A 24656-nucleotide genomic window follows, 5' to 3' on the forward strand; every position below is an offset into this window, starting at 1 on the left:
ATCATCTTTTCTCTTGATCGTTTCCTGAAAAATCAAAGGGTGTTCAATGTTCTTTGAGCATTTCAACAGGGCCCAAATTTGATTATGGTGGAGTAGAACCAAATATGACCGTAACACGATTTAACAGATCCAGCATTCCCGATGGCAAAATCATCCCGATACTGGATGACGATGTTGATCGGTTTCCCTATCTCGCACCCATAATCCGGAATAATTCGCAAGAGGGAATACCAGAAACGAATGGATCAGGAAATGATTACGTTATTGAAATTCCAGATTCAGAAAAATATCGTTTCTGGACGAGCAAATTTTTTCCGCGTCCCGATATCTTCATAGAATACAAAGGGGACTATTACTTGTTTACACCGCCCTGGATCCCCTGATTCCTCCCTATTAAGAAGGAATCCTTTCACTCCCCGTGCCGGCACGCCACTGAATCCGTACTGCACCGGTGCGTGCCTATCGTCCCGACCGCCTTGAACGCGTCCTCGAGGTCCGGGAAGTTGGGGATCTGGGCATCGCGGAGGATGCGCAGCGGCGTCTTCATGCTGTCGCCGCCGATCATGCAGCCCACGATCATCTTGCGGGTATGTTTGCTGAAGCGGACGATCTCGTTTGCCACCCGGATCGGGTCGGAGATAGCCGAGGGGACAGCGATGACGAACGCGATATCCCAGATGTCCTGGTTCCGGATCATGATGTCGAAGGTCTTCGCGAACCGGTCCGCGCTCGAGTCGCCGACCATGTCAATCGGGTTGGCGCGGCTCCAGTCCGGGGGAAGGACCGCGTTGAGCTCATCGATGATGCTGTGTGAAAATTCGATCATCGTTATCCCGTTCTGTTCGGCATAGTCGGACGAGAGGACCCCGAAGCCACCGGCATTGGTGATCACGACCGCCCGGGTCCCCCGCGGGTATCCCTCCGATGCCAGCAGTTCCGCGGTCTGGAACGCTCCCCGGATGGAATTGACCGGGATGACCCCGGCCTGCCGGAACGCGGCCATGTACACCGCGTGGCTGCCGGCCAGGGATCCCGTGTGGGAGGACGCGGCCTTCTGGCCAACGGCCGACGCACCGGCCTTGATGACCACCACCGGTTTCGTGGGGGTGATCCGGCTGACGGTTTCCATAAACTTCCTGCCGTCCCGGATCTGCTCGGCATAGAGGATGATGGCCTTCGTCTCCTTGTCGTTCCCGGCGAACCGGACAAAGTCCTCGAACGTGAGGTCGGCCTGGTTGCCGACGCTGATAACCGCCGAGAGCCCTATCTCCTCCGGCAGGCTCCAGTCCACGATGGTGGTGATGATCGCCCCGCTCTGCGAAATGAAGGCGATCTTGCCGGGCTTGGGCGAGACCGGGTCGAACGTTGTGTTGATCCCCTGGTGCGGGAGCATGAGCCCGAGGCAGTTCGGCCCCATGATGCGGATCCCGTACTGGCGGGCAGTGGCAAGGACCTCGCTCTCCAGCGCCCGTCCCGCTTCCCCGGCCTCGCGGAATCCCGAGGAGATGATGATGACAAGCGGGACCTTCTTCTCCCCCGCTTCCTTCACGATCTGCGGCACACCCTTTGCCGGGATTGCAATGACCACGAGGTCGATGGTTGCGGGGACCGCGGAGAGCGAAGGATAGGCCTTCTTCCCGAGGATCTCCTCAGCTTTCGGGTTGACCGGGTACAGGGATCCCCTGAACTGGAGGAGGTTCCGCGTGATCGCGTAGCCGACCTTGTTCGGATCCTGCGAAGCGCCCACCACGGCGATCGAACCGATGGAGAGCAGCCGGTCCGGCAGTTCCGGTCTCCCGCCATCAGCCACCGGTTCCGGCGCATCGTCCACATAGATGCGGGCGTCGATCACGCACCCGCCCTTTTCGTACAGCACCATCGGGTTGAGGTCGAATTCCTTCACGCGGGGAGTTTGTAAGAACCAGCGGGCTGCAGCAGTCACTGCAGCAACGAACGCCTCTTCATCCCGGGCGGACTGGTTCCGGTATCCGGCAATGAGGCGTGATACTTTGAGCTCGTGCACCATTGCGCGGATCTCTGTCTCGTCGATCGGAAGGACGCGGAGGGAAACGTCGCGCAGGAGTTCCACGAGCGTCCCGCCGGCACCGATGGTGATGACCTTACCGAACGCGGGATCGGTCTTCCCGCCAATGATCAGCTCGAGGCCCGGGGTGAGCTGCTGCACCACGATGATGCCGTCGATGACCGCCCCGGGCACATTCTGCTTCACGTTCCGCGATATGGTATCGAAGGCTGCTGCCGCTTCGGCCGGTGTCCTGATATTGAGAACAACCCCCCCGGCATCGCTCTTGTGGACCACCTGCTGCGAGACCACTTTCATGACGACCGGGCAGCCGATCGTATCAGCGGCTTTCGCAGCATCTTCCCGTGACTGTGCAACCGAGAATCGGGGGACCGGAATACCGGCGTTCTTCAGCAGTGCATACCCTTCCGCTTCCGGGAGTAACTGGCGTGCCATGGCAACCGATCCCCATCTCTGGTACAGTGTATTGGCATGCCCCGGTTTATGAGGATGCCGGCCGCTCATGCCATCCCGGCCGGCAGGGCTCGTTGGTCCTCAGTGCCGTTGCCACGTCCGCGAGGATCGGGACAATCTCCCGCTCCCTCCCGAACCGTTCGCTGATGAGTTCCGCAAGGCACCCTTCCCCGATCCGGTCTTTCACGAACGGGAGGTAGAGGCGCTCCTCAGCGGTTGCATGGTCCCATGCCCTTGCGTAGAGGTTCTCCAGTTCCGGCCGCAGGGCGGATGTTCCCGTATGGATCGCCTCTTCCGTGAGCGCGAGGAGGGCGTCCTGGTCCGTCTCAACCGGCAGGGACGGGCAGCGGAGGAGCGCGATGATGAATGCGCAGACCGCCATGTCGGAACGGATGCAGTCCTGCTCGTCCAGGGCCTTGATCTCGAGGCACTTCCGGGAGAACCGGATGATGACGCCCCCCGAGTTCACCCATTCCTGGCACAGGATTGCTGCATCGTTCCTGCGCAGCTCAGAAAAGATCTCTTCCTGCTCCCGCCGGTAATCCCGGACCGATGCAATCTTCTGCGGGATGATGCGGTTGCAGATGAGCGGGATCTCCTTCTGGTTCCGGCGGTAGTAAAGGAGGCGGTTGTCGGCAGTGCCGGTGGTTTTTCCCTCGACAATGGGCGAAGCAGCAGTGACCGCGATCAGGTACGGGAGCAGGCACCTGAGGCGGTTGAACTGCCGGACAAGATTCTTCTCGCTGCCGTACGACAGGTTCACCTGCAGCGCCTGGATATTGAGCCAGCCGTGCTGCCGGATATCGAAAAGCCGGTCATAGACCTCGTAGTACTCCCCCTCGTCGTGGTCCCAGACCGCGGTCTCTTGAAGGCGGAGGGTTGGGTGCATCCCGAGGCCCAGCAGGGTGTACCGGTCCCGGAAGATGTGGCAGAATTTCTGTATACCATGCAGGAGCTGCCCTTCCAGCGCCGCGATGGAATCGGAATGGGTCCGGGGGACCATCTCGAGCACGGTCTTCTGGAGCTCCTTTCCCAGTTTCACGTCCCCGAACAGGATTTCGCTGTCGTAGCTGCCGCAGATGGTTTTTATGATCTCGTCTGAGACCGGCAACGGCCGGAACGCTGCATCGTTGATCGAGAATTCGTGTTCAGTGCCGATGGTCATGGTACTCCCGGGGGATTTCTGCTACCTTATCAGTCTCCGGTTCATCGATGCTGCATATCGCGGCCAGTTCGTCGTCCGGAAGATGCGCGACAAGGTGCGCGATGCTCTTTTTTGCAAGGGCGAGCTGGTGCCCGTAGGCTTCAGGCACGTCCTTCAGCAGCCGGACAACGGGACAGATCGTGTCGTGTTTCAGGAATATTTCTATCACATCGCCTTTCACGTCAAACGTGAACGGCCCGGCCCGGCAGGTCTCCGGCTTCATGGTGTGGATCGAGCACCGGTTCGCGGTATGGAAAATGCAGGTCCCGTCGTCCCGCGCCCTCACCGCCCGGTACCCTCGCCATTCAAAGGAATCCTCCGGGATGCCCTCCGCGACAAGCCGGCTGCAGCAGGATGAGGAGAGCGGAGGATGGGCGTCCCTGCAGCATCTCCCGCCGCACTGCATGCAGATAGTCCCGGCACGGGCCCGCCAGTCTTCGGTCATGGAATATCACGCAGCAAACAGGCGGGAGACGATCTTCTGGTACACGTCGGGGTAATGGCTGTCCTCGCCGCTCTCAAGGGAAGGATTGTCGTTCACCTCGATGACATACGCATCCCCGTTGTTGTTCTTGAGATCCACGCCATACAGCCCGTTGCCGATCGCATTGGCGGCCCGGATCCCGAGCTTCACGACATGCGGAGGGATGGCATTCTCCGGTACACTCTCGACACCACAGTACACGATGTGCCCGTTGACGGAGGCCTGGATCTTGAAGGTGACCGACGGGATCGTGTACTTGCAGGCATACAGGAGTTCGCCGTTCAGGACGCCGACCCGCCAGTCGTACCGGCTCTCAATGTACTGCTGGGCAACGATCCAGTCCGAGAGCCGGATGAACCGGCGGGCTACCTGGAAGAAGCCGGTGATATCGTTCACCTTCTCCACGCGGAGCGAGAACGACGTTGACGGTTCCTTGACGATGATGGGGGAGCCGAGCTCCTCAAAAAGGCGGGTGACGCGTTCGACCGAGAGATCGTTCTTTGACAGGAACACGGTCTTCGGGATCGAAACTCCCATTTTCATCAGGTGGGAGTACATGTTGACCTTGTCCGAGCAGATCCGGATCGATGCAGGGTCGTCGATGACCGGGATGCCATGGAACGCGGCCATCTGTGCGGCAACGTACGTGACGTTCATCGGGTCGGTCCTGGCGCGGATGAAGAGCGCGTCCATCTTCGGGATCTTCGTGATATCCACCGGGAAGATGAAGTCAACGGAATGGCCCATGCCTTCCGCAACATCGCGGCAGTGGATCAGGGCCGTGAGCTGCTCGGCGCTGGCAAGGGTCTTTCTGTCAACAAAGATGCCGAGTTTGCTCATAGGAACTCCTGGTGGGCGAGGTACGCAGTGAGGAGCGAGCGCTCGTCCGTTGAGATTTTTGAGTATTTGGTGGGCGAGAGTGATGAGAGCCGGTACTCGTCGCCGTCCCTGAGAAAGACCATGGTGACGAGCGGAATGGAGAAGAGGTCATAGATCTTCTGTGCGAGCCCCGCAACCGCTGCGCAGGAGCCGGCGGTCCTCCCGAAGATAGTGACGCAGGAGTGGACGGTTGTTCCGGCCCCGATCTTCTGGTAACAGAACGGGTACTTGCCTTTGTTCGTCACGTGCGCGATGACCTCCCTTGCTTTAGCATCGTCGCGGACAAGGGAGTAGTCCGCGCTCGTTGCAAAATAGTTCAGGCCATAGATGATGGAGGGCAGGGGCACGAACCCCTGCGCTATTCCCCATTCCGCAACCGGGATGCCGGCGAGTTTCGCCCGTTCGAGGCACATCGGGACAACGTAGGCGTCGATCACGTCGCTGCTTTTCGGCCGTACCTCCTTCCCGCGGAGCTCGCAGTCGAGGATGGTGTAATATGGTTCGGTCTTGTACGAGTAGTCTTCGCTGATAACATGGCAGATCCCGTCCCGTTCCAGGAGGTGCAGCGAGTCCCGCAAAAGGCTTCCTTCCCGGTGCCCGTTTGCCCGCGACGAATCCACTTGCTGTACGGGAAGGAGTTTCTCCTGGATCCCATGCTCCGCCCGGGGAGCCGGGAGTACGGGAAAACCTGTATCCCCGGCAGCTGCCGCACCGGATGCCCGCACCGACCCGTTCCGTCTGCCGCTCATCACCCGGTCGACCTGCCGTAGAATCGTGCCGGTACACGGGGACCATGATCGAAGGCCGGCCGGGCGATTGGAGCCTTTCCGGTAGTCCGGTCCTGGAGAGCATCCGCTGCTGCAAACATACTCCCGGCATGCATGGATAGTCCCGCGTGCTGCGCATCAAAACAGTCGGAGAACCTACGATGGGGCTCTTCGGTATCGTCTTCGTTGAGACATTCGTCCATGTTCAACACAAATCCGGCATAGCGGCCGGATTTCACTGACAGAGCTATATTGCGCCGGGTTTATAGTATTTTGCACTGCACCAGCCAGCCTGCAGTCCGGAGGCAGCAATGACCGGTATTGCGGGTTCTTTACCGGAACTGCACCATCCCGCTCTGCCCGTGCTCCCTGCATAACTTTGATAACCTCGTATCCCCATCAGTAATCAGGATGCATATTCCTACACCCGTGGAACTGCGCACGCGCCGCGAAGCGCTGGGCCTGAAGCAGACCGAGCTGGCGAAGCGCGCCGGCATCAGCCAGTCCATGGTTGCCCGCATCGAGGCCGGGAATGTCGACCCGCGGGTCAGCACCCTGACCAAGATCATCACGGTCCTCAACAGCGCGGAACCCCGGAAGGTCCGGGCCGCCCAGATCATGCATACCCCGGTCCTCTCCGTCCAGCCGCAGGACGCCATCAGCAGGGCCGTGGATATCATTGAGAAGAACAACATCTCGCAGCTCCCGGTTATCGAGCGCGGCGTTCCGGTGGGCTGCATCTCCGAGGCGGTGATCGTCAAGGCCATTGAGCAGCAGCGCCTTCACAAAACCCACCTGTTCACGGTCCGGGACTTTATGGAATCGGGCTTCCCCACGGTGCCGCCAGACATGGATGTGGAGACGGTTATTAATATCCTCCAGCAGAACCACGCTGTGCTTGTCGTGGAAGGCAAGATCGTCAAGGGCGTGATCACCAAGCACGACCTGATCTCGCTGATCGTGTAACCTCCCCCCGGGTTCCGTTTCTGCAGGCAGCAGTCTTCCCGGTTTTTCCCAATGTATGGCAGAAACTATTTATTATCTGCATTAAAAGGAGGCTGTTAATCCAAGGAATACAGGATCGGGTAAAAAATGGCAGAAGGTTCCGGTGATATCAACAGCATGACCGTGATCGGTATCGGTGTGGTACTGTTCGTGGCAGTTGTTGGTATCTGGTATTTGTTTCTGAAGTAAAAAATCAGAGTTTTGAGACCAGGTCGCGGAGCACGGCGCCGGGGTCCTTAGCCTTGACCACGCTCGACGCAAGGAGCACGCCGTCAGTCCCGAGGTCGACGGCTATCTTCACGCACTCGCCAGACTGGATGCCGGCGCCGGTCAGAACCTTTACCTTTCCGTTCACGGCACGGACCGTTGCAACGGACCTCCTGATGATGTCGGGGTTTGCTTTGGAGACCGACACGCCGCTGCCGATAAGTTCCGGCGGCTCGATGGCAACGTACTCCGGCGCGAGCCCGGCGGCTGCAGCGCTGGTCGCCTCGTTGTTGGTGCAGACAACTGCGGTCATCTTCAGGGCCTGGAGGGCCCGGACCGATGCCTCGATATCCGCAAGGGTGAGCCGCCGTTCCGAGTGGTTGACGAGCGAACCGGCAGCGCCTGCGGCTTTGATGGCATCGGCAGTGACATGGCCGGTATGCGCACCGGGCTCGAAGCCGTCCACGTGCTGGGCGTAGACCGGGATCGCGAAATGGTGGCAGAGCGGGTGGAGGTCAATATACGTGGGGGCGACACCGATGGTGGCCCCGCTCTCCTTTGCAACGAGTTCTGCGGCCTGTGCGATCATGTGGGCCCGGCTGCCCGTTCCTTCCTTGTACGTCTTGAGGTTGACGAGGATCAGTGGCGATGGCATGGTGTGTGCTCCGTATATTCCATGTGGATTAAAGCAACTTGAATATTTGCGCCCGGCCGGGTCCGATGGTGGTATGAGGATCGTATCGGGATTCGGTTCGAAGAATTCGGAGAATTCACTCCAAAAATACCCGTGAACAAAAGTTCGAACGTAACGATGAAATAAACCAGCACTGGAGAAATCGGGATAATTCGCTTCGGTTTACATCGGATCGATAATACTTATCCGAATCTTAAATATTTATGATGGCTCCCTGCCTCATGGCCGCTCCGCAGCATGGCGGGGCAAAAGCAGGAATAGAAAAACGCTCATTGAGGCCGCCGCGGGGCGCCCTTCGTGGCGGCGGCAACTATCCTGATGGGGGTATGGGGGCATCAGCCCCCATCATGTAATCCTAAAATATGGGAATGGAATCCTCGTTTATGAGGCGATTCGTTCCCCCCGTCATTCCTTCAGGCCGCGGAGGAAATGCCCCGCGGTAATCCCGCCATACGACAGGGCTTTTGCCCGGTCCCTGAACAATGAGGCGTCTTCCTTTGAAAATTTCCCCGTGCCCGCACGGTCAAGCGCCTCGCGGTATATCCGGACCATCCCGCCGGCATACGCCGCAGTCCGCCCGCGGGCATCGATCACAACGTCACTGATACCAGCCTCCAGAATGGCGGGAATGCGGTCGACAAGGCAGGTCTCCACCGCGTTGCCGATGGTGGTCCGGCATGCCCCGTCGGTCCTGAACGGGAAGATACGGCCGGTCCCGTCCCGGAGCCCGAGGAAGGCACAGTCGCTTCCGGTCTTCGTGTCCGGCCGGCAGTGCTGCACCGGTTCCCGGAGGCAGTCTTCCGTGATCATGGCTTCACCGATTCCCTGGACGATAAGGGAGAAGATGGCGGTGCATCCCCCCCCGCGGGCAGCGGCAATGAGCACGCGGCATTCATCGCCCGAGAGTTCCGGCGAGAGGGTGAGTGACCGGAAGGGCGGACAGAGGTGGCATGCAGTCCGGTGGTTGAAGATGTTGAGCCCGGCCCCGCCGGAGATATTCATCAGGGGTATATGTGTCCGGATTGCATGTTCCGTTCCCGGATTCTCCACCAGGCAGTCCGCGAGCCCATCCTTGTGCAGCAGGGCAATGTCCGGCAGGACGACTGCCAGGAAATCGTCCCGGGTAATCCGGGGAAATTTCAGGATGAAGCGAATCCCGGCATCCCTGCAGACCGCCATAGCCTGTGTCACCTGATCGCGGAACGATGGAAGGCCGGCGGTTGCGGCACCGCAGGTGTGCCGCGGAAGCGCAACCGCCGGTTCGAAACAGATTGCGGTACAGCCTGCCCCCGCTGCCGCTGCCACCGCCTCGAGAGAATCTGCGTACAATGTGAAGCCTGCGGAAAGTCCGGCACTGTAGTCGTTCTTCCGGGGAATCCCGGAATCCCGGAATGCTGCAGCAAGCCGGTCGCGTGCCTGTACAATCTCCGTCCCGGGTGGGACTGATGATGCAAGGAGCGCTTCCTGCGCACGGGCAATGAACTCACGGCGCATCCGGTTAAGCCCGCCCACCGGGGCAAACAGGATTCCGTCATAGTCAAGCGATATGTCCCGGACCGCAAACGGGGTATCGCCACTCTTCCTGACCTGCGCTTCGAACTGTTCCCGGGAGAGCGGGTGCGAGCGTGCCGGGACGAGTGTGAGATCCGGGGTGTATGCAACATCCACGCGCTTGCCCGGTCCGGGCACAATACTCCCCGCCATAGCGATGTGCCCGTCGGCATCCACGCGAATACGGATGTCGACGGGAATCCTGCGCCCGCTACCGGGTTCGGGACGGGCAATGATCTGCCGGGCCCGCGCCTCCAGCTCGCGGGACGACGTAATGAACACCTGCGATCCCGGGGCAGCGGGACGGAGAATGACGAAGGTCACGGTCGTTTTATCCTTTACCACCGGCGCGTTGTTGAGCTGGAACCCCCAGTCCCCCTCCTCCCTGCTGCTCAGGCCAAAGAAGAACAGGCCGTCGCCGGCTGCCGGCACCAGGGAACCGGCAAGGCGGACTGTCACCGTCCCGCTCTTCCGGTCCTGCCCCGTGACCGTCCCGATACAGATCCCCCGGTTATCCGGTGCCTCACGGGACATCAGGGACCCGTGGCGGTCGCCGAAGAGATACCCTCTCGTGAATCCCCGGTTGAAGGCAAGGAGGAGATCGCGTTCTGCACCCGGGTCAGGTTTCCAGTCCCCTGCGGCAATGGCATCGAGCGCTTTCCGGTACGTGGAGACCACGATCGCCACATATTCCGGCGACTTCATCCGCCCTTCTATCTTCAGGGAGACCACTGGCGATCTCACGAGATCCGGGAGGTTCCGGTACGTGCAGAGATCTTTTGGCGAGAGAAGGTAGCTGCCCGCCGTCTTTACATCGCGAAGGTGCTCCGGCCTGCCGTACGCGTCTGTCGTTCCCGCAACAAGCGAATAGGGTTTCCGGCACGGCTGGGCGCACATGCCCCGGTTCCCGCTCCGCCCGCCGATGACCGACGAGAGGAGGCACTGGCCGGAGTAGCTGTAACACAGGGCCCCGTGGGCGAAGACCTCGAGCCCGATCCCCGTGTGCCGGGTTTTCTCTGCGATGGTCCGGATCTCTGCAAAGGAGAGTTCCCGGGAGAGGACAACACGGGAGAAGCCCTGCTTCGCTGCCCACAGGACACCGGTGGTGTTGTGGACCGTCATCTGGGTCGATGCATGAAGCGGGAGGCCCGGCACGATCTCCCGTGCGAGCGCTGCAATTCCGGCGTCCTGCACGAGCACAGCATCAACTCCTGCTGCATACAGCCAGAGCAGGTACTCCGCAACGCCCTTCAGTTCGCGGTCGTGGATGAGGGTGTTGACCGTGACGTAAACCCGGACACCGCGGGAGTGTGCATACCGGATCCCGACTTCGATCTCGCTGTCCGAAAAATTCGCAGCAAATTTCCGGGCGCCGAACTTCTTCCCGCTCAGGTATACGGCATCCGCGCCCGCGGCAACAGCGGCCCGGAGCGCTTCCGGCGAACCTGCCGGTGCAAGGAGTTCCGGGAGCGCCGGTTTTTCTGGGTTTTTTCCGGATTCCGTCATGGTCTGCAGGATTACGGAGTGAGTATCCCGATGGCGCCCTGCGTTGCAAGGATGGTCACGATACAGGCAATGATGTATCCGGTCATGATGAGGACCGTTGCAAGGTCGCGCCGCCAGCCGGAGATGCACGCAGCGGGCGCACAGACCCAGAAACCGAGGATCATGACGAGCGGGACAAGGCCGTACACCCCGTACTTCGCAAGGATCGTGGATCCCTGCACCTTTGCCCGTGTCCGTTCGAGGAACCGGGCGAACCGGGGCCAGCGTTCCTCCAGCGTTCCGCAGAGCCCGAAGAGGAGCAGGGTGATGCCAAGCGCGATGCAGGAGAGCGCAAAGAGGACAAAGAGCGGGTCGAGACCTCCGAGGATCCCGACAGGTGCTGCCCCGTACTCGATGACGAATGCGCTGCCAACCAGGGCAAGAGTGACCGGAACGGACCGGCCGGTGACAATCGCAGCGGGAACGGGCAGGGCGAGAGTAACGGCTGCGCAACCGATCAGGATGCCGGCGCTTGTCCGGGAGGGTTGTCCGGGGGCTGTGTCTTCCATGGGCTGGTGATCAGGATTGGCCGGGCAGGAACATAACACCTGTCTTTTCCGGTTTTTCCCGGCAGTATGCAGGCCCGGGTGATCCAGGTATGGAAAACCGGCAGGGACCGGACCGGCCTTCCGGTACGCTTTTCAGGGACAAGGGTCAAGAGAATGATAGACACATGAAGATTGTTGCAGCGCTGACTGATCCCGTCAATGCGGTCCTGGCACAGGAGCAGGGAGCTGACATGATCGAGCTCCGTCTCGATCTCTTCGAAGGCGACCTGGCCGGACACGCGAAACGCTGCCGGCAACAGGTCACTCTCCCGATCATCGCAACGCTCCGCTCAGGCGCTGAGGGCGGGCGGTACTTCGGCAACGCGGACGAGTGGATGAAGCAGCTCGCCCCGCTCATGCCATACGTCGATTATATCGACATCGAGCAGCGTTTCTCTGACAATGCCCCGGCAATCCGGGCCGTAGGAAAGCAGGTGATCGCATCGTCCCACGAGGGAAGGATGCTGTCACTTACCGAGCTCTTCCATCTCGAGCGGAACCTGCGGGCGTTCGGCGATATCCCGAAGATCATCGTGACCCCCCAGAACGAGGACGACCTCATCGACCTGATCTCCTTCACGGCTGCTGCAAAGAAACCGATCTGCACGGGCGTGATGGGCTCGCAGTACCGGCAGGCCCGGGCGATTTTACCTATGTTCGGCTCAGAACTTGTCTACTGCTCTGTCGGGGCTGCTCCCACGGCAGAAGGGCAGTTCACGGTGGAGGAGTTCGTCCAGCTCCGGAATCTGCTGGGGATGTGACGAAGTCCGATTCATATTTTAATCAATTACGCGGACAGTACAACAATCAGGAGCAAACTCAACCTGCCTGCGAGTGTCCCGTGTACTGATAAAAGAAAAGCCGCAGGTCAGGAAGTAACAGGAACTATTCAAGTGATTGTCAACACGGAAAATGTATGAAAGCAAATGCCATACCCCTTTCAAAAAAATTCTCAGATTATCCCCCCATTTTTCCATCACCTCACAAATCCCCCCGATCCCCCTCCAAAACCCCCGGTGAAGGGATTTTCACAGGGCACTTTTCCGGCACAATAGCACAGGATCAGCAAAACCGGATCCGGCACCGATCACCCGTCCGGAACACAACACAGCAATTTCCCGCAGCGCACATTACCTGAGATCCATCTCCCCATTTTCAGCACATTCATGCAACCATAATAGACAATTTTATCTATTTTCATCTACTACACTATAGCAGATGAGCAGATTATGACCGTCAGGGACATCGTCCTCGTCCAGCAGAGGGATCTCCAGGGGGCCCTCAGCGGTCAATACATACGACGTGACGCAAGCATCGACGGAGGCGACACCTCCCTCATCCGGGTCATCACCGGCCCGCGCCGGGCCGGCAAATCATTCTTCGCCATCCACCATCTCGCAGAGGCCGGGCCGTTCGGGTACGTGAACTTCGATGACGAACGGCTCACCGGGCTTTCGGACAATGACGAGATCATCGCGGCGGTGGATTCGGTGTACGGCAAACCCCGGAAACTCCTGCTGGACGAGATCCAGAACCTGCCGCAGTGGGAACTGTTCGTGAACCGGCTCGCCCGGCAGGGATACCGGCTCGTGATCACCGGCAGCAACGCGCACCTGCTCAGCGCGGAACTCGCCACCCACCTCACCGGCCGGTACCTGCAGACACCTCTCCTGCCGTTCTCCTTTGCCGAGTACCTCCGGCTCTTCCCGCACGAGCTCACCACACGGGAGAAAGCAGCGGTTGTGTACGATTATGCAAAGAGCGGCGGATATCCCGAGCCTCTTGTGAAAAAATTCTCATCCCGCGATTACCTTGCAACGCTCTTCGATGCGATCGTGTTCAAGGATATCGTGAAGCGGTTCCGCATACGGTCCGTGAAGGGGATCGAAGACCTCGCGCTGTACCTCCTCTCCAACATCGCGTCCGAATATTCGTACCAGTCGCTTGCCCGCGTGACGCAGAGCGCGGGTACGATGACCGTGCAGAAATTCCTCAGGTACCTTGAGGAGGCGTTCCTGTTTTTCTCCATCCCTCGTTTCTCGTTCAAAGTCCGCGAACAGGCTTCCTCAAACAAGAAGATCTACTGCACGGACACCGGGTTTGTCTCTGCACGAGCCTTTGCTGTATCGGAGAATCGCGGGAAACTGTACGAGAACCTTGTTGCCATCGAACTCTGGAAACGCCAGCTGACCGGCGGGGTATCGATCTATTACTGGAAGAACCCGCAGCAGGAGGAGGTGGATTTTGTTGTGCAGCAGCAGAACCGGATTCTGGCGCTGATCCAAGTCTGTGCTGATCTGTCAGAACCAAAAACCCGATCACGGGAAATCCGGGCGCTCCTGAAGGCGTCGCGGGATCTGAAATGCGACAACCTGCTCATCCTTTCGGAACAGGAAGAAAAGACCGAGACCAGCGAATGGTTCGGCATGACCGGGACGATCCGGTATGTCCCTCTCTGGAAGTGGCTGGAGAAGCCGGATACCGGCACCGGCTGAGCTGCAGGTCGCCTGTCCGGGACTTATATCTCCTTCCCGCACTGCTCGCAGAACCGCATCCCGGGCTTTACCGGCATACCGCAGTTCGTACAGACGGGACGGGCAGGCCGGGGTGCAGGTGAAGCAGGCGGTTGTGAACCGGTTCCGGGATCCCGTCCCGGCAATGTCCCGGACGTCATGGCAGCAAGGGCAGCCGCATCCCGCTGCTTCTCCGAGCACGCCGACGCCGGGTCTGCGTGGGCACACGCGATGTTGCGCGAGGTCGTCCACCATGCAAGCGGGAGGATGACGAAGAGGATCAGCAGGAAACCCGCAACCTCATATACCTCGAGGCTGAAATTGAAGACCGCGTGCAGGGCTATCCCTCCCAGAAGGCCGGTGAGGATAATCCCGGCCTGCTCCCGTTCCGGCCGGAACTTCGCGGTCCCGAGCGCAAAGCCCCAGATGCACGAGAAAACCACGTGACCGGGAACGGAAGCGATTGCCCGTACAATGCCCACGGCAAGGCCTCCCTCGATCACGTACAGGATATTCTCCACCGTGGCAAAGCCGAGACTGGCCGCTGTGGCATAGACGATCCCGTCCATCGGCTCGTCAAACTCCGGGTGACGGTAGATCGCAAGGAACACAATGAGGAATTTCATGGTCTCCTCGACTACCGGCGCGACAACTGCCGACGAGACGACACCTTCCGGGAATATGAGTTCGATGAGACCTGCGGGAATCACGGAAAGGGCGCCGAGGAAGAAGACCCACGCGATCAGGTGGAGAGGCTCGGGTTCGTACCGGTCCTTCCGGTAGATGTAGAGGAGGAGGAAGAGGGTCGGGGCGATGGCGAGGAACAGGAGATCGAGCATTACCGGTGTATGGTCGCCCGAAGGGAAGAGGATTTCCGGGGGTCCGCCGGGGCGTACCGATATCTTTCCCTTCCATGGGACGAGCCGCCCTCTCCGCGATTTGTCCGGTTATTCCCGTTCACCGGCCCGGGCCCTGCAGGAGCGTGCGGGTGATAACGCAAACAAGAAATACCGTCAGAAACAAGCCTCATCCATATGCATACTCCCGGTACATTCGTTGTCGTGCTCACGCTGCTCGTCCTTGTCCTTGCTGCAGGATGCACATCAGAGGATGACGGCGGGCTCTCTGCAACGCCGACCATGGTCCCTCTGCCGCCGACAACCGTCACAACAATTCCGGTGACCGAACCCCCCACACCCGTTGTTACCACGCCCACACCAACTCAGACAACGGAACCCGTGCAGAAACTGCCGGCCGAGCGGCAGGTCAACCTCCTGCTCACAAAAGACCGCCCGACCTCCGAGATCCACCTGCTCTTCCAGGGCGGCCCGGGAGAGATCTACGTTACCCGGATCATCATGCGGGTGTACACGTCCGATGTCGCGTACCAGGAATACATCATGAGCAAAGGCAGCAAGCCGATTCCCGGCGACGAGATCGTCGCCCCCGGCACCCGCAGCGGCGACCGGTGCGAGGTCTTTGTCATCTCTGCCGGTTCGCGATACAAGGTCATCGACGAACGGGTGTACGGGGGGATGTACTACTGATGAAAAATTCCCTTTTTGACACCGGATTTCCATGACCATTACAAGGCAGGACCTCTGATGAAGATCGGCATATTCCAGCATGAGCCCACGGAACCTTCAGGATACCTTGAACAGGTTTTTTCCGATCATACCGTCCCGTTCGAATACATCCGGCTTTACGAAACGGGGGAGGTCCCCCGCATCAATGCAACCCATCTCGTCTTCATGGGCGGGCCGATGAGTGTGAACGACGAGCGGGAATACCCGTACCTGAAGCAGGAGAAGGAATTAATCCGGAAATCCGGGAAGAACCGGCAGAAGGTACTCGGGATCTGCCTCGGCGCCCAGCTTATTGCGTCGGCATTCGGAGCCCCGGTATACAAATATATCACGGAGATCGGGTGGCATGAACTCGCGACAGTACCGCAATGCCGGGGTATTATGGGGATGTTTCCCGAACGGTTCCGCGTCTTCCAGATCCACGGCGATACGTTTGCGATCCCTTACGGCGGGCGGCTGCTCTGCACGGGAAGCAGCGTGCGGAACCAGGCATTATCTGTCGGCAACTGCCTCGGTCTCCAGTTCCATTTGGAGATGACAGGAGAGATGATCAGCCTGTGGAGCCGCAGCCTGAAACGGTACGACCGGGAAAAAATCGCCCGCGATACGCCCCGGTACCTTGCAGAGAGCAACCGGCTCTGCCGGCTGGTAGCTGAGGATTTTATCCGGTAATATTCCGCATCAGCCTTCCCTGCAGCACGTGACGAGTCTGTTGGGACACGGGTCCGGCACCCGATCTTAAAAAATATGCTCTGAAGAAATCCTTTGAGTGATTGTGTTGAATGATGATGGAGCCACGGGTGCTCGGGGTTTGCCGACCCTCGCCCCGTGGAGCATGGCTGTATATGGGCATCTCATACAATGGTCGACACTGGGGGTCAAGGGGGCTTGCCCCCTTGGGGTGCCTCCCCCTCTGGGGGAGAGAGGGGGTCATCCTCGCAATTCCACTGAGTGTTTTGTCAGAAGGATTTCTACAGAGCAAAAAGAATTACCCAATCTTCTTCGACGGGTCGAGCAGCACCTCGTGCGGCAGCCCGGCGAGCGCCACTGCTGCAAGCGCCCCGATTACCCCGTTGCCGCCGGCAAGCGAGACCCCGAACCGTTCCGCCTCGGCCTCAGCAACCGGGCGGGTGATTATCTGCGAACGGGCCATCTGCCCGTACTCGCGGAGACCTTTTGGCATACCGAGGCCGGAACGTATCGCAATGCCCCATTCGTGCGAAAGCGATTCGTCGGCAATGAATCGTACGACCTTGTCGGGAAGGTCCGTGAAAGCCGCAGGTTCGACAGCGATCTCGATGAAACTCGCGGAATTGCCGGCGGTCTTGGCAAACACTGCCGGGTTCAGCATCACTACATGGTGGCTGATCGGGATGATGCCCGGCAGGCGATCGAGATGGTTGAGCAGGGCGAGGGCAAGGGCGAAGGTGGCGCCGCCATCCTTTGTGTCCGTATCATCGATGCCGATAGTCACCTGTTTCAGGGCACGGGTGCGGACTTTTCCCTCGACAATATTCCCACGGTGCCGCGACTCAACCCGGACAACTCCCTCGGCCCGGGACATCATGTCCGTGAGGGAGTATGCCGGGCCCCCGACGCAGCGGATGTGCTGGACGATCTCGTCGCCTTCCTGCCCGACCCCGCAGACACCGACCGCCGGCAGGGGGGAAAGGCCGACTCTGATGGCTTTCTGACCGAGCCGGGCATCCTCGCGGAGCAGGGTCCCGTCCCGCCAAACCCCGGTGAGCGCACCGCCGGCACGGCAATGGTGGTGGCCGCAGAACGCGGTCAGAGCCCCGCTCATGCAGTCGTGATAAATCGCGACCCGGTCGCCGTCAACGGTGGTAAAGATCCGCCGGCAGGTACTCGAGGGCATGGCGCTGATCGCCGCGTAGCGTGCGGCGCTCCGCCCGCGTTTTTCTTCGCGGAGGATCACGCACCCTTCCTTCATGAGGCGGTTGACCCAGTCCTGCGCCGTGCTCCGGGGGATCCCGGTAGATTTCTGGATCTCCGTGACCGTAAAAAAACCCTTGTCGAGCGTGAACTGCCGCATCAGGCGCAGGTACATGCGCCGGTGTTCAAGCACGCTGGACATAGTGGTCGCGGATGTAGAGCAGGTCTCCGATGATAGCGCTTGCGGTCTCGATCGAGCCTGCCCCCCTGCCGATAAGGGTGATCTCTTTTGCCATATCGGTCTCGAAGGTCAGGGCATTGAGCGTCCCATCGTTCACGAGCGGGTGGTTCTTTTCGAGGATCCGCGGCGAAACCCGGAGCAGGTGCTTCTTTGGATTTGCCTCGGCGATCAGCCGGATGGTGCAGCCCTCCTCGTCCGCGAGCCGCAGGGCATCGGGTGTCAGCAGGTCGATTCCGGTCCGGTCCACGTCGCTGAGTTTGACACCGTTGTCCCATATCGTGTTGGCGAGGATCACGAGCTTGATGGCGGCGTCGATGCCCTGGACGTCATACGTGGGATCCGCTTCCGCGTACCCCATCTCCCGTGCTTCCATCAGCGCCTGTTCGTAGGTGAGCCCCTCTGCGGCCATGCGGGTGAGGATAAAGTTGCAGGTGCCGTTCAGCACGCCATACAGCGCGAGGATCTCATTACCGGCAAGCCCGTGTTCGAGCGTGTGCATGACCGGGATAGCCCCGGCAACGGTGGCCTCGTACCGGAGCGCAACCCCTTTCTTCTTTGCCATGGCACGGAGTTCCTTGGCGGCGAGCGCAATGGGGCCTTTATTGGAGGTGACGACATGTTTTTTACGGCTCAGTGCAGCCCTGATGTACCCTATCGCCGGCTCCCCGGAGAGCGCGTTGGTGGGGGTTACTTCGATGAGGGCATCGTAATCGGCCTTTTTTATTACGTCCTCCGCTGTGAGGTGCTGGTCCCCGCAGGAACCGTTCTTCTTCTTGTTGGCGAGGATTCGGGAAATATCGATTCCGGCAGGGTCCATGAACGCGCTCTTCGAATCCGCTATCCCGGTGATCGTGAGTCCGAGGTCCTTTTTTGCCAGCATCTCCGCAACCCCGCGGCCGACAGACCCGAGCCCGATGAGTGCGACCTTCATGCCGAGTCCTCCAGGGGTTCAATGAGGAGGAGCGATTTCTGCTGTGAGACGCGGCGGAGGATTGCGAGCGCTGCTTCCATGTCCTCGCGGCTGACTGCCTTGATGGTGATGCGCGACGATGACCGTTCGTTGACCGCCGGCATGCTCATGGCCAGCTCGCACACCTCGGCAAACCCGGTCGAGTCGATCTGGTCGACAGTGTCGGAGAGGTCGGTGTGCATCAGGTGACCAATCATGATGACGGTCCTTTGGTAGAGGAGACGTTCCTCTCCAATCCGCTGGATCTTGACCCCCTGCTCCTTCAGGAGGCTGACGAGGTTGTCGAGCCGTCCTTTCGGCAGCTCGAGAACGATCTGGACATTCAGGGTATCGCCATCGATATCGGGATCGCGCTGGTGGATGACCGCGATGATGTTGCCCCCGACATCGGAGATGGGTTTCAGCGCTGCAACCAGCTGCCCGGGCGAGTCCTTCATCTCAAGTTTCATGGAGACCTGCAACAAACCACCTTACACGTTGTTGCACGGGCGAAATGATAAATGCTGAGGCCCATCATGGCTGAGGCAGGAGAAGAACCGGAGGTTCTTCGACTTGCCGGGGACTGGCAGTCCTGAAACGGGAGAAGGACGCGTCGGCGTTCTTCATCTTCATGAGCCACACAATGTGATGTGAGCGAGAAGAAGAATCCGCAGGTTTCTTCGACATGCCCGGGGCTCTCAATGCTGAAAGTACATCAGTCGCAGATTTTAATTTTAACCAGGAATCAGGCAATCCAAAAAAGTCTCACAGTTTCCGCAGCTTCTCGTCCACTTTTTCAAAAAAGTTCCGCTTCACGTCAACAAAGAGGGCTGGCCTGTCAGAACGGCGGACTTCGATCGTACTGGATCTCTCCAGTTCGAAGGTCTGCTGCCCGTCGACTGCAAGGTTGGCCTTCTTGTCGCTCTCCAGCCGTATCTCGAGACGGCGTTCGCTGCTGATAAGGTGCGGGCGGGAGGAGAGCATGTACGGTGCAAGCGGAACAAGAAGGAATCCCTGGACCCGGGGATCGACAATAGGCCCACCGGCACTCATGGCGTATGCTGTGGATCCCGTAGGCGTGCTGATGAGGAGCCCGTCGGCCCGGAACTGTTCGGCAACGACCCCGTCGATGGAGATGGCAATCCGGAGCATCTTGGCCGGGCGGGTTGTCACGATCATTGCTTCGTTCAGGGCAGTCCCGAGGCATGCACCGTCCTTAAAGAGTGAGATGCGCATCCGCTCCTCAACGGAAAATCCGCCAGGCAGCGTCCTGATGAAGGCAAGGGCTCCATCAGGATCGAGGTCCGCCAGGAACCCGACACCCCCCCAGTTGACGCCAAGGACCGGGATCGGCGGGTTGATCTGCTGGATCGTACGGAGAATTGTTCCGTCACCCCCGACAACAATCGCGACATCGGCATCCGTACCGGCAAGGGCGGTCCCCTTCCTCCCGGAGGATGAAGCGGTGTCGCGATCGAGAATCACATCGCATCCGGCGGCGGTCAGGACCGAGCGGATCTCCCCGGTAAACGCAAGAGCATCACTGTTGTCGATGCGGGACACGAGCAGTACTTTCATCTCTCTCACCTCAGGTATTCGATCACTTTATGATGGAGCACGCCGTTCGTTGCAACGAGACAGCGACCGACCGTTACTTCGTTGGGGAACCGGATGACGTGACCATTCAGGTCGGTCACCCTGCCGCCTGCCTCGGAGCAGACCAGCATGCCGGCCGCCGCATCCGTGACGCGGAGTGTCCCCCGGAGATCGATGAAACCGTCAATCCTCCCGGCACCGATATAGCACAGCTCGAGGGCGGAAGCGCCAAGGAGCCGCCACCGCCGGATCTTCTGGCCAAGCTGCATCACCCGGGCTGGGTCGAATTTCCGGCCATAGACGCTCATTGCGCATTCATCGAGATTCCCGACAGCGGAGACATGGATGGGTTTGTTGTTGCAGCGTGCAAAACTCCCTTTTTCTGCAGTGAAGGTCTCCCCGCTGGCAAGGTTCCGGACAAATGCCTTCTGGGTGTACCCCCCTTCCGCATAGGCTACGGAGAGAGCGTAAAAGGGGATACTGGCAACAGCATTGAAGGTCCCGTCAACCGGATCGAGGAATATCGTGCCCCGTTCCCCGTCCATGGTTATCTTCCCGGCCTCCTCGCTGATCAGGAGCGAACAGAGCGGGTGGTCGTGTAAAAAGGCGAGCACGCAATCCTCGGCAACCTGGTCGATCTTCTTGGTCGGTGTCAGGTCAGCACCCATCCGTACGGTTTCCCCCCCTTCGAAGGTTCCGACAAGATCGATGATGCTGTCGGCTACCTGCTTTCCCATCTCATCGCATGCAGAGAAAAAATCCATGGGTGGTTCCTGCTTCTGCCGGTCTCTTTCTTAACGCTGTATTTATGTAAGGCAACAGAGATAAATTACTAACGCGGTTATATTTAGTGACCCTTGTGGAGTTATTGCGATGAAGGAACAGACAGAAATCGGAAAGATCAAGGAAGGACGCTATATCGTTATCGACGAAGAGCCGTGCAAGGTCATGGCGATTGCAACATCGAAGCCCGGCAAGCACGGGGCGGCAAAGGCGCGTATCGACGCCATCGGAATCTTTGACGGCGTGAAACGCTCGATCGTTTCTCCGGTCTCTGCCAAGACCTATGTCCCGGTTGTCGAGCGCAAGAGCGGGCAGGTGCTCTCCATTGCCGGGAACATGGCGCAGCTCATGGATATGAAAGACTTCTCGAACTTCGAGATTGCCATCCCCGATGACAAGAAAGGCACCATCGAGGTGGGCAAGGAATACATGTATATCGAATCGATGGGCAAGAAAAAGTTCGACTGAATTTTTTTCCATTCAGTTTTTCCCGGCTTTTTTTACAATCCCTCTGGTATCCTTTGGGAAAGAGATCCGACTCTCTGAGGATGGCAGCACTGTACACGTGTCATCACTGAAAAAAGGATGATCAAATCAGACGGTGCCAATGTACCGGGTCGGGACACGGATGTCGATGCTGTAGGATTTTATGCGCAGAGAGTTGATGATGAAATAATAACTCCTCTGCCCCTCGAAGAATTTCTCTGTCCAGGGGCGGGGATCGGTATAGATCGTGTCGGTATCCGTGGTCTTCCGTCCCGATTTGAATTCCGGGTTGATAGTGGCTTTTACACCCTTCCACAGGTTTACATCGATGCCCCCCGGGGGCGTGATGGTCCGGACAACGCGGTTGGGATCATTGGCATCCATGACCTGGATGGTGAATTCCGGGAGGGCGCTGGAATACGAACCCTGTATGCCAGCTCCTGCTGCAACACCTGATCCCCTCGTGGGAGTGACCGTGACTGAACCCGGTTTGGTCATCTCAACCGGATCGACGGTATAGACCAGTTCCCAGTACGGGAACGGGATATTGATGACCTGCGTTGTCCCGCTGTATTGCCCGGTAATCTTTGCAAACGAGGTCATGCTTGTGTTAAGCGGGATATTATCTATCCGCGTCCCGCTGGGGATCTCATCGGTAAGGGTGACTCCATAGACTGATGCGTTGACAAATCCGACTGACATGACCGTCCTGTTCCAGGTCGGGACGGGTGTTGGCGTCGGAATGGTTGTTGTAACGATTGTTGTCGGGGGGGATGTCGGGGCGGGCCGCGGTTGTGGCAGGGACCGGGATGCCGGTGTTCACCGGCTGGCCTGTTATTACCGGTTTTACAAAAACTGCCATGACGAGGATGATTGCGATTGCGGCAACACCGTACATGATGTCTTTTTTATCCATAACGTCTGGTTAAATTCTGATCATTGGAACCAGATAAAATATCCTATCCGGGATCCTTCAGTCCTTCAGGAACCGGTTTTTCATTGTGTATGTACACAAAAGCCCGTGAACAGTGTCGCATAACGGAGAAGGAAATCCTGCGATACTCCGGATGAACCGGGATTGAACGGGTCATAATACAGCTATCCTTATCATCGCATGTGGAGGGAAATGCACCAGTGATAATTATTCATGTCTCTTAACCATGATTTGGCTGCAGGGGGCTGTAATACCGGTAATGATTCTGATTTTCTTGTAAAATTCCGAAAATGTTCTGCGAAAGGGGAGAGTTTATCGGAATAAATATATATAGTATTAAATCCTCTAATCACGTAGCGACATTGGTTACGCCAGTGTCCGCTATGAAAGGTGAAACCATGATATCAAAATCCGATGACAGTGGGTTCACCGGCCTCGAGGCGGCGATTGTGTTAATCGCATTCGTCGTCGTTGCGGCGGTGTTCTCTTACGTGGTACTCGGCGCCGGGTTCTTCACGACCCAGAAAAGCCAGGAGACCGTGTACAAAGGTGTTGAACAGGCAACCTCCAACATCCAGATGATAGGTGGAATCTACGGTATCAAGTCGGGTACGGGGATCGGGACACTCGAGTTAACTCTCGGTCTTGCTCCGGGGGCACCGGCGATGGACCTTACCAAACTGAAGATCATTGTTACCCAGCCTGACCAGAATACACTTGTTCAAAACCTTGCATATTCCACGACAGCGACTGCAGGTACCCATTTCGGCTGCTCGAACACGGCATTAGCTGGCACGAGCCAGGAGAAGATCACGATAAAGCTGGGCACACCGCTTGCTGCAAACAACAAGGTCACGATCGAACTGAGACCTGCGGTTGGTGCCTCGCTCCCGCTGACCCGGACTGCACCGGCCACGATCGCGAACACCCAGGTTCTCTACTAATTCCTCCTTTTTTCCGTTGTTCCTCTTCATATTTCCCGAATAGAATCATGGCATCTTCCAAGGCCGAGGAAAGGTTTATTGCCAAAAAATGAATGATTGCAGGATCATCCTCCTGAATTTCACATCTTCGTGCATCCAATATCTGACACAACCATACTATATCAGCCAATGCTCCTGTTCATACCTCCACCTGCCGCTGAAGCACTGTTTATCTCTGAGGGCCCCCTGTCGGCAAGGAAAAATCGGGAGAGAAAGCGTATTAATAGTATCATATCCATCAGTCATGTGGGATAAGGAATTACTGATGAGAAGAATGACGGCAGACATATTCACATCACCACAAAAAAGGCCGGTCGATGAAGCATTCACCGGCCTTGAAGCAGCGATTGTACTGATCGCATTCGTGGTCGTTGCAGCGGTATTTTCCTACGTGGTTCTTGGTGCGGGATTCTACACAACCCAGAAGACGCAGGAGAGCGTATATAAAAGCGTTGAACAGGCAACTTCCAACATCCAGATGTCAGGCCAGGTCTATGGTGTTGATTCGGGCGCAACCGGAACGGTAAACACCGTCCAGTTCGGCATTGGTCTTGCACCGGGTGCGCCACCGGTGGATCTGACAAAAATGATTATTGTGGTCACGCAGCCTGACAATAACAACCAGGTGCAATTCCTAACCTACTCATCGCAGGCAACTGCGGGAAGTAAATTTGGAATTGGTGCCACTTCCCTCCATGACCAGGAACAGGAAACGATATTGATTAAACTGGGAACCGGCCTTGGCCCGAACCAGCGGATTACTGTCGAAATAAGACCTCCGGTCGGGTCTGCCTTGCTCTTCACCCGTGCAGCACCTGCAACAATAAAATATACCCAGGTGCTGACTTAACCCCAATTTTTAATTGCTCATATGTCACGGATTTCTCACACACTCGTCAATATCCATGGGACCAGTTACTGATACATATTTTTCAGGGATTTTTCTTTCGGAGGATGCTCCCAATTATACCCGTCCACCCCATTGCATGTGCTATCCGGTTGGTTCAGGAGTATAGGGGCGGGTCCTCACACGGTTTTTTTGCTCTGTAGAACCCCTCAATCCAGACGAACAGAATAATTCTGTCAAGGTTGGCAAGGATGATCTTACAGGCGATTTCCTTCTTCTGAATCTGGAATGATCTCGACTTCAGGTCGGCTCCGAACCTCCGTTTAAGGACAGAGAATTTAGTTTCAACCAGGACCCGTTTACGGTACCGGACAACGTCGAAATTGTCGGTCATTTCTTTCCGGTATTTTCCCCGGATATTGGCGGTATTACTCCAGGATCTTGTCGGGATAACCGAATCGGCC

General features: G+C 58.2%; 28 protein-coding genes. 10 read left to right on the forward strand and 18 right to left on the reverse strand.

The window, feature by feature from the left end:
• The first annotated feature begins 53 nt into the window (after nt 1-53).
• Nucleotides 54-383, forward strand: coding sequence for a hypothetical protein (locus tag A4E33_RS11075; RefSeq protein WP_292348141.1), 330 nt, complete (start codon nt 54-56; stop codon nt 381-383).
• Between the two features lie 26 nt (nt 384-409).
• Here the strand turns inward: A4E33_RS11075 and A4E33_RS11080 are convergent, their stop codons facing one another.
• From A4E33_RS11080 to A4E33_RS11105, 6 genes are read right to left on the reverse strand one after another with little or no spacing between them, the layout of a single operon-like run.
• Nucleotides 410-2479 (reverse strand): acetate--CoA ligase family protein, encoded by a 2070-nt coding sequence (locus A4E33_RS11080; RefSeq protein ID WP_292348142.1) that lies wholly within the window; start codon nt 2477-2479, stop codon nt 410-412.
• A 46-nt stretch (nt 2480-2525) separates the two neighbouring features.
• Nucleotides 2526-3662 (reverse strand): glutamate-cysteine ligase family protein, encoded by a 1137-nt coding sequence (locus A4E33_RS11085; protein WP_292348144.1) that lies wholly within the window; start codon nt 3660-3662, stop codon nt 2526-2528.
• Nucleotides 3646-4146, reverse strand: a complete 501-nt coding sequence (locus A4E33_RS11090; protein ID WP_292348146.1) for a YkgJ family cysteine cluster protein — start codon at nt 4144-4146, stop codon at nt 3646-3648. Before A4E33_RS11090 ends, A4E33_RS11085 begins: the two co-directional genes overlap by 17 nt.
• Nucleotides 4147-4152: 6 nt before the next feature.
• A complete protein-coding gene (locus tag A4E33_RS11095) occupies nt 4153-5025 on the reverse strand; it encodes a RimK family alpha-L-glutamate ligase (RefSeq protein WP_292348147.1) in 873 nt (290 codons plus the stop codon).
• The gene (locus A4E33_RS11100; protein WP_292348149.1) at nt 5022-5813 is read right to left on the reverse strand and encodes a RimK-like ATPgrasp N-terminal domain-containing protein; all 792 of its coding nucleotides are present in this window, start codon (nt 5811-5813) and stop codon (nt 5022-5024) included. The genes A4E33_RS11095 and A4E33_RS11100 overlap by 4 nt, the downstream gene beginning before the upstream one ends.
• Nucleotides 5813-6034 carry a hypothetical protein gene (locus A4E33_RS11105; protein WP_292348151.1) on the reverse strand — a complete coding sequence of 74 codons (222 nt, stop codon included), beginning with the start codon at nt 6032-6034 and terminating at the stop codon, nt 5813-5815. Before A4E33_RS11105 ends, A4E33_RS11100 begins: the two co-directional genes overlap by 1 nt.
• A gap of 208 nt (nt 6035-6242) precedes the next feature.
• On the opposite strand from A4E33_RS11105, the gene A4E33_RS11110 reads away from it, so the two are divergent.
• Nucleotides 6243-6797 carry a CBS domain-containing protein gene (locus A4E33_RS11110; protein ID WP_292348153.1) on the forward strand — a complete coding sequence of 185 codons (555 nt, stop codon included), beginning with the start codon at nt 6243-6245 and terminating at the stop codon, nt 6795-6797.
• 232 nt (nt 6798-7029) lie between these two features.
• On the opposite strand, the gene tpiA is transcribed toward A4E33_RS11110, so the two are convergent.
• Nucleotides 7030-7698 (reverse strand): triose-phosphate isomerase, encoded by a 669-nt coding sequence (gene tpiA / locus A4E33_RS11115; protein ID WP_292348155.1) that lies wholly within the window; start codon nt 7696-7698, stop codon nt 7030-7032.
• Nucleotides 7699-7940: 242 nt separating this feature from the next.
• Here tpiA and A4E33_RS11120 point away from each other — a divergent pair, with 242 nt between their 5' ends.
• Nucleotides 7941-8090 (forward strand): hypothetical protein, encoded by a 150-nt coding sequence (locus A4E33_RS11120; RefSeq protein ID WP_292348156.1) that lies wholly within the window; start codon nt 7941-7943, stop codon nt 8088-8090.
• 52 nt (nt 8091-8142) lie between these two features.
• On the opposite strand, the gene A4E33_RS11125 is transcribed toward A4E33_RS11120, so the two are convergent.
• Nucleotides 8143-10794, reverse strand: a complete 2652-nt coding sequence (locus tag A4E33_RS11125) for a U32 family peptidase (RefSeq protein WP_292348158.1) — start codon at nt 10792-10794, stop codon at nt 8143-8145.
• An 11-nt stretch (nt 10795-10805) separates the two neighbouring features.
• Nucleotides 10806-11342 carry a small multi-drug export protein gene (locus tag A4E33_RS11130; RefSeq protein ID WP_292348160.1) on the reverse strand — a complete coding sequence of 179 codons (537 nt, stop codon included), beginning with the start codon at nt 11340-11342 and terminating at the stop codon, nt 10806-10808.
• A 164-nt stretch (nt 11343-11506) separates the two neighbouring features.
• Between A4E33_RS11130 and A4E33_RS11135 the strand changes: the two genes are divergently transcribed.
• A complete protein-coding gene (locus A4E33_RS11135; protein ID WP_292348161.1) occupies nt 11507-12142 on the forward strand; it encodes a type I 3-dehydroquinate dehydratase in 636 nt (211 codons plus the stop codon).
• A gap of 468 nt (nt 12143-12610) precedes the next feature.
• Nucleotides 12611-13876: an ATP-binding protein gene (locus tag A4E33_RS11140; protein ID WP_292348163.1), complete on the forward strand. Its 1266-nt coding sequence runs from the start codon at nt 12611-12613 to the stop codon at nt 13874-13876.
• Between the two features lie 23 nt (nt 13877-13899).
• On the opposite strand, the gene A4E33_RS11145 is transcribed toward A4E33_RS11140, so the two are convergent.
• Nucleotides 13900-14733 (reverse strand): PrsW family glutamic-type intramembrane protease, encoded by an 834-nt coding sequence (locus A4E33_RS11145; protein WP_292348165.1) that lies wholly within the window; start codon nt 14731-14733, stop codon nt 13900-13902.
• A 195-nt stretch (nt 14734-14928) separates the two neighbouring features.
• Here A4E33_RS11145 and A4E33_RS11150 point away from each other — a divergent pair, with 195 nt between their 5' ends.
• Together A4E33_RS11150 and A4E33_RS11155 are read left to right on the forward strand one after the other, a co-directional pair.
• A complete protein-coding gene (locus tag A4E33_RS11150) occupies nt 14929-15441 on the forward strand; it encodes a hypothetical protein (RefSeq protein WP_292348167.1) in 513 nt (170 codons plus the stop codon).
• Between the two features lie 57 nt (nt 15442-15498).
• Nucleotides 15499-16152 (forward strand): type 1 glutamine amidotransferase, encoded by a 654-nt coding sequence (locus A4E33_RS11155; RefSeq protein ID WP_292348168.1) that lies wholly within the window; start codon nt 15499-15501, stop codon nt 16150-16152.
• Between the two features lie 316 nt (nt 16153-16468).
• On the opposite strand, the gene A4E33_RS11160 is transcribed toward A4E33_RS11155, so the two are convergent.
• The 5 genes from A4E33_RS11160 to A4E33_RS11180 form a co-directional block, all read right to left on the reverse strand.
• Nucleotides 16469-17575 (reverse strand): helix-turn-helix domain-containing protein, encoded by a 1107-nt coding sequence (locus A4E33_RS11160; protein ID WP_292348169.1) that lies wholly within the window; start codon nt 17573-17575, stop codon nt 16469-16471.
• Complete coding sequence (locus A4E33_RS11165) at nt 17559-18545, reverse strand: homoserine dehydrogenase (RefSeq protein WP_292348171.1); 987 nt, start codon at nt 18543-18545, stop codon at nt 17559-17561. The genes A4E33_RS11160 and A4E33_RS11165 overlap by 17 nt, the downstream gene beginning before the upstream one ends.
• Nucleotides 18542-19033, reverse strand: coding sequence for an amino acid-binding protein (locus A4E33_RS11170; RefSeq protein WP_292348173.1), 492 nt, complete (start codon nt 19031-19033; stop codon nt 18542-18544). The genes A4E33_RS11165 and A4E33_RS11170 overlap by 4 nt, the downstream gene beginning before the upstream one ends.
• Before the next feature lie 295 nt (nt 19034-19328).
• The gene (locus A4E33_RS11175; RefSeq protein WP_292348174.1) at nt 19329-20141 is read right to left on the reverse strand and encodes an NAD(+)/NADH kinase; all 813 of its coding nucleotides are present in this window, start codon (nt 20139-20141) and stop codon (nt 19329-19331) included.
• A 5-nt stretch (nt 20142-20146) separates the two neighbouring features.
• Nucleotides 20147-20923, reverse strand: a complete 777-nt coding sequence (locus tag A4E33_RS11180; RefSeq protein ID WP_292348177.1) for a bifunctional fructose-bisphosphatase/inositol-phosphate phosphatase — start codon at nt 20921-20923, stop codon at nt 20147-20149.
• A 109-nt stretch (nt 20924-21032) separates the two neighbouring features.
• Between A4E33_RS11180 and A4E33_RS11185 the strand changes: the two genes are divergently transcribed.
• Nucleotides 21033-21410, forward strand: coding sequence for a translation initiation factor IF-5A (locus A4E33_RS11185; protein ID WP_292348179.1), 378 nt, complete (start codon nt 21033-21035; stop codon nt 21408-21410).
• 126 nt (nt 21411-21536) lie between these two features.
• Here the strand turns inward: A4E33_RS11185 and A4E33_RS11190 are convergent, their stop codons facing one another.
• On the reverse strand, nt 21537-22130 hold the full coding sequence (locus A4E33_RS11190) for a hypothetical protein (protein WP_292348181.1): 594 nt from the start codon (nt 22128-22130) through the stop codon (nt 21537-21539).
• Nucleotides 22078-22344, reverse strand: a complete 267-nt coding sequence (locus A4E33_RS11195; RefSeq protein ID WP_292348183.1) for a hypothetical protein — start codon at nt 22342-22344, stop codon at nt 22078-22080. The genes A4E33_RS11190 and A4E33_RS11195 overlap by 53 nt, the downstream gene beginning before the upstream one ends.
• Before the next feature lie 416 nt (nt 22345-22760).
• On the opposite strand from A4E33_RS11195, the gene A4E33_RS11200 reads away from it, so the two are divergent.
• Nucleotides 22761-23306, forward strand: a complete 546-nt coding sequence (locus A4E33_RS11200; RefSeq protein ID WP_292348184.1) for an archaellin/type IV pilin N-terminal domain-containing protein — start codon at nt 22761-22763, stop codon at nt 23304-23306.
• A gap of 313 nt (nt 23307-23619) precedes the next feature.
• Nucleotides 23620-24195, forward strand: a complete 576-nt coding sequence (locus tag A4E33_RS11205; protein ID WP_292348186.1) for a flagellin — start codon at nt 23620-23622, stop codon at nt 24193-24195.
• 154 nt (nt 24196-24349) lie between these two features.
• On the opposite strand, the gene A4E33_RS11210 is transcribed toward A4E33_RS11205, so the two are convergent.
• The coding region (locus tag A4E33_RS11210; RefSeq protein WP_363054280.1) for a transposase at nt 24350-24656 on the reverse strand (307 nt) is incomplete at its 5' end.

It is taken from the genome of Methanoregula sp. PtaB.Bin085 (genome assembly GCF_002067035.1).
Lineage (GTDB): Archaea > Halobacteriota > Methanomicrobia > Methanomicrobiales > Methanospirillaceae > Methanoregula.

Excerpts from the sequence above, each read along its gene's own strand:
- A4E33_RS11080 (WP_292348142.1), bottom strand. The coding sequence starts at position 2,479 with ATGGCACGCCAGTTACTCCCGGAAGCGGAAGGGTATGCACTGCTGAAG.
- A4E33_RS11085 (WP_292348144.1), bottom strand. The coding sequence starts at position 3,662 with ATGACCATCGGCACTGAACACGAATTCTCGATCAACGATGCAGCGTTC.
- A4E33_RS11090 (WP_292348146.1), bottom strand. The coding sequence starts at position 4,146 with ATGACCGAAGACTGGCGGGCCCGTGCCGGGACTATCTGCATGCAGTGC.
- A4E33_RS11095 (WP_292348147.1), bottom strand. The coding sequence starts at position 5,025 with ATGAGCAAACTCGGCATCTTTGTTGACAGAAAGACCCTTGCCAGCGCC.
- A4E33_RS11100 (WP_292348149.1), bottom strand. The coding sequence starts at position 5,813 with ATGAGCGGCAGACGGAACGGGTCGGTGCGGGCATCCGGTGCGGCAGCT.
- A4E33_RS11105 (WP_292348151.1), bottom strand. The coding sequence starts at position 6,034 with ATGGACGAATGTCTCAACGAAGACGATACCGAAGAGCCCCATCGTAGG.
- A4E33_RS11110 (WP_292348153.1), top strand. The coding sequence starts at position 6,243 with ATGCATATTCCTACACCCGTGGAACTGCGCACGCGCCGCGAAGCGCTG.
- tpiA (WP_292348155.1), bottom strand. The coding sequence starts at position 7,698 with ATGCCATCGCCACTGATCCTCGTCAACCTCAAGACGTACAAGGAAGGA.
- A4E33_RS11120 (WP_292348156.1), top strand. The coding sequence starts at position 7,941 with ATGATGGCTCCCTGCCTCATGGCCGCTCCGCAGCATGGCGGGGCAAAA.
- A4E33_RS11125 (WP_292348158.1), bottom strand. The coding sequence starts at position 10,794 with ATGACGGAATCCGGAAAAAACCCAGAAAAACCGGCGCTCCCGGAACTC.
- A4E33_RS11130 (WP_292348160.1), bottom strand. The coding sequence starts at position 11,342 with ATGGAAGACACAGCCCCCGGACAACCCTCCCGGACAAGCGCCGGCATC.
- A4E33_RS11135 (WP_292348161.1), top strand. The coding sequence starts at position 11,507 with ATGAAGATTGTTGCAGCGCTGACTGATCCCGTCAATGCGGTCCTGGCA.
- A4E33_RS11140 (WP_292348163.1), top strand. The coding sequence starts at position 12,611 with ATGACCGTCAGGGACATCGTCCTCGTCCAGCAGAGGGATCTCCAGGGG.
- A4E33_RS11145 (WP_292348165.1), bottom strand. The coding sequence starts at position 14,733 with ATGCTCGATCTCCTGTTCCTCGCCATCGCCCCGACCCTCTTCCTCCTC.
- A4E33_RS11150 (WP_292348167.1), top strand. The coding sequence starts at position 14,929 with ATGCATACTCCCGGTACATTCGTTGTCGTGCTCACGCTGCTCGTCCTT.
- A4E33_RS11155 (WP_292348168.1), top strand. The coding sequence starts at position 15,499 with ATGAAGATCGGCATATTCCAGCATGAGCCCACGGAACCTTCAGGATAC.
- A4E33_RS11160 (WP_292348169.1), bottom strand. The coding sequence starts at position 17,575 with ATGTCCAGCGTGCTTGAACACCGGCGCATGTACCTGCGCCTGATGCGG.
- A4E33_RS11165 (WP_292348171.1), bottom strand. The coding sequence starts at position 18,545 with ATGAAGGTCGCACTCATCGGGCTCGGGTCTGTCGGCCGCGGGGTTGCG.
- A4E33_RS11170 (WP_292348173.1), bottom strand. The coding sequence starts at position 19,033 with ATGAAACTTGAGATGAAGGACTCGCCCGGGCAGCTGGTTGCAGCGCTG.
- A4E33_RS11175 (WP_292348174.1), bottom strand. The coding sequence starts at position 20,141 with ATGAAAGTACTGCTCGTGTCCCGCATCGACAACAGTGATGCTCTTGCG.
- A4E33_RS11180 (WP_292348177.1), bottom strand. The coding sequence starts at position 20,923 with ATGGATTTTTTCTCTGCATGCGATGAGATGGGAAAGCAGGTAGCCGAC.
- A4E33_RS11185 (WP_292348179.1), top strand. The coding sequence starts at position 21,033 with ATGAAGGAACAGACAGAAATCGGAAAGATCAAGGAAGGACGCTATATC.
- A4E33_RS11190 (WP_292348181.1), bottom strand. The coding sequence starts at position 22,130 with ATGTCAGTCGGATTTGTCAACGCATCAGTCTATGGAGTCACCCTTACC.
- A4E33_RS11195 (WP_292348183.1), bottom strand. The coding sequence starts at position 22,344 with ATGGATAAAAAAGACATCATGTACGGTGTTGCCGCAATCGCAATCATC.
- A4E33_RS11200 (WP_292348184.1), top strand. The coding sequence starts at position 22,761 with ATGATATCAAAATCCGATGACAGTGGGTTCACCGGCCTCGAGGCGGCG.
- A4E33_RS11205 (WP_292348186.1), top strand. The coding sequence starts at position 23,620 with ATGACGGCAGACATATTCACATCACCACAAAAAAGGCCGGTCGATGAA.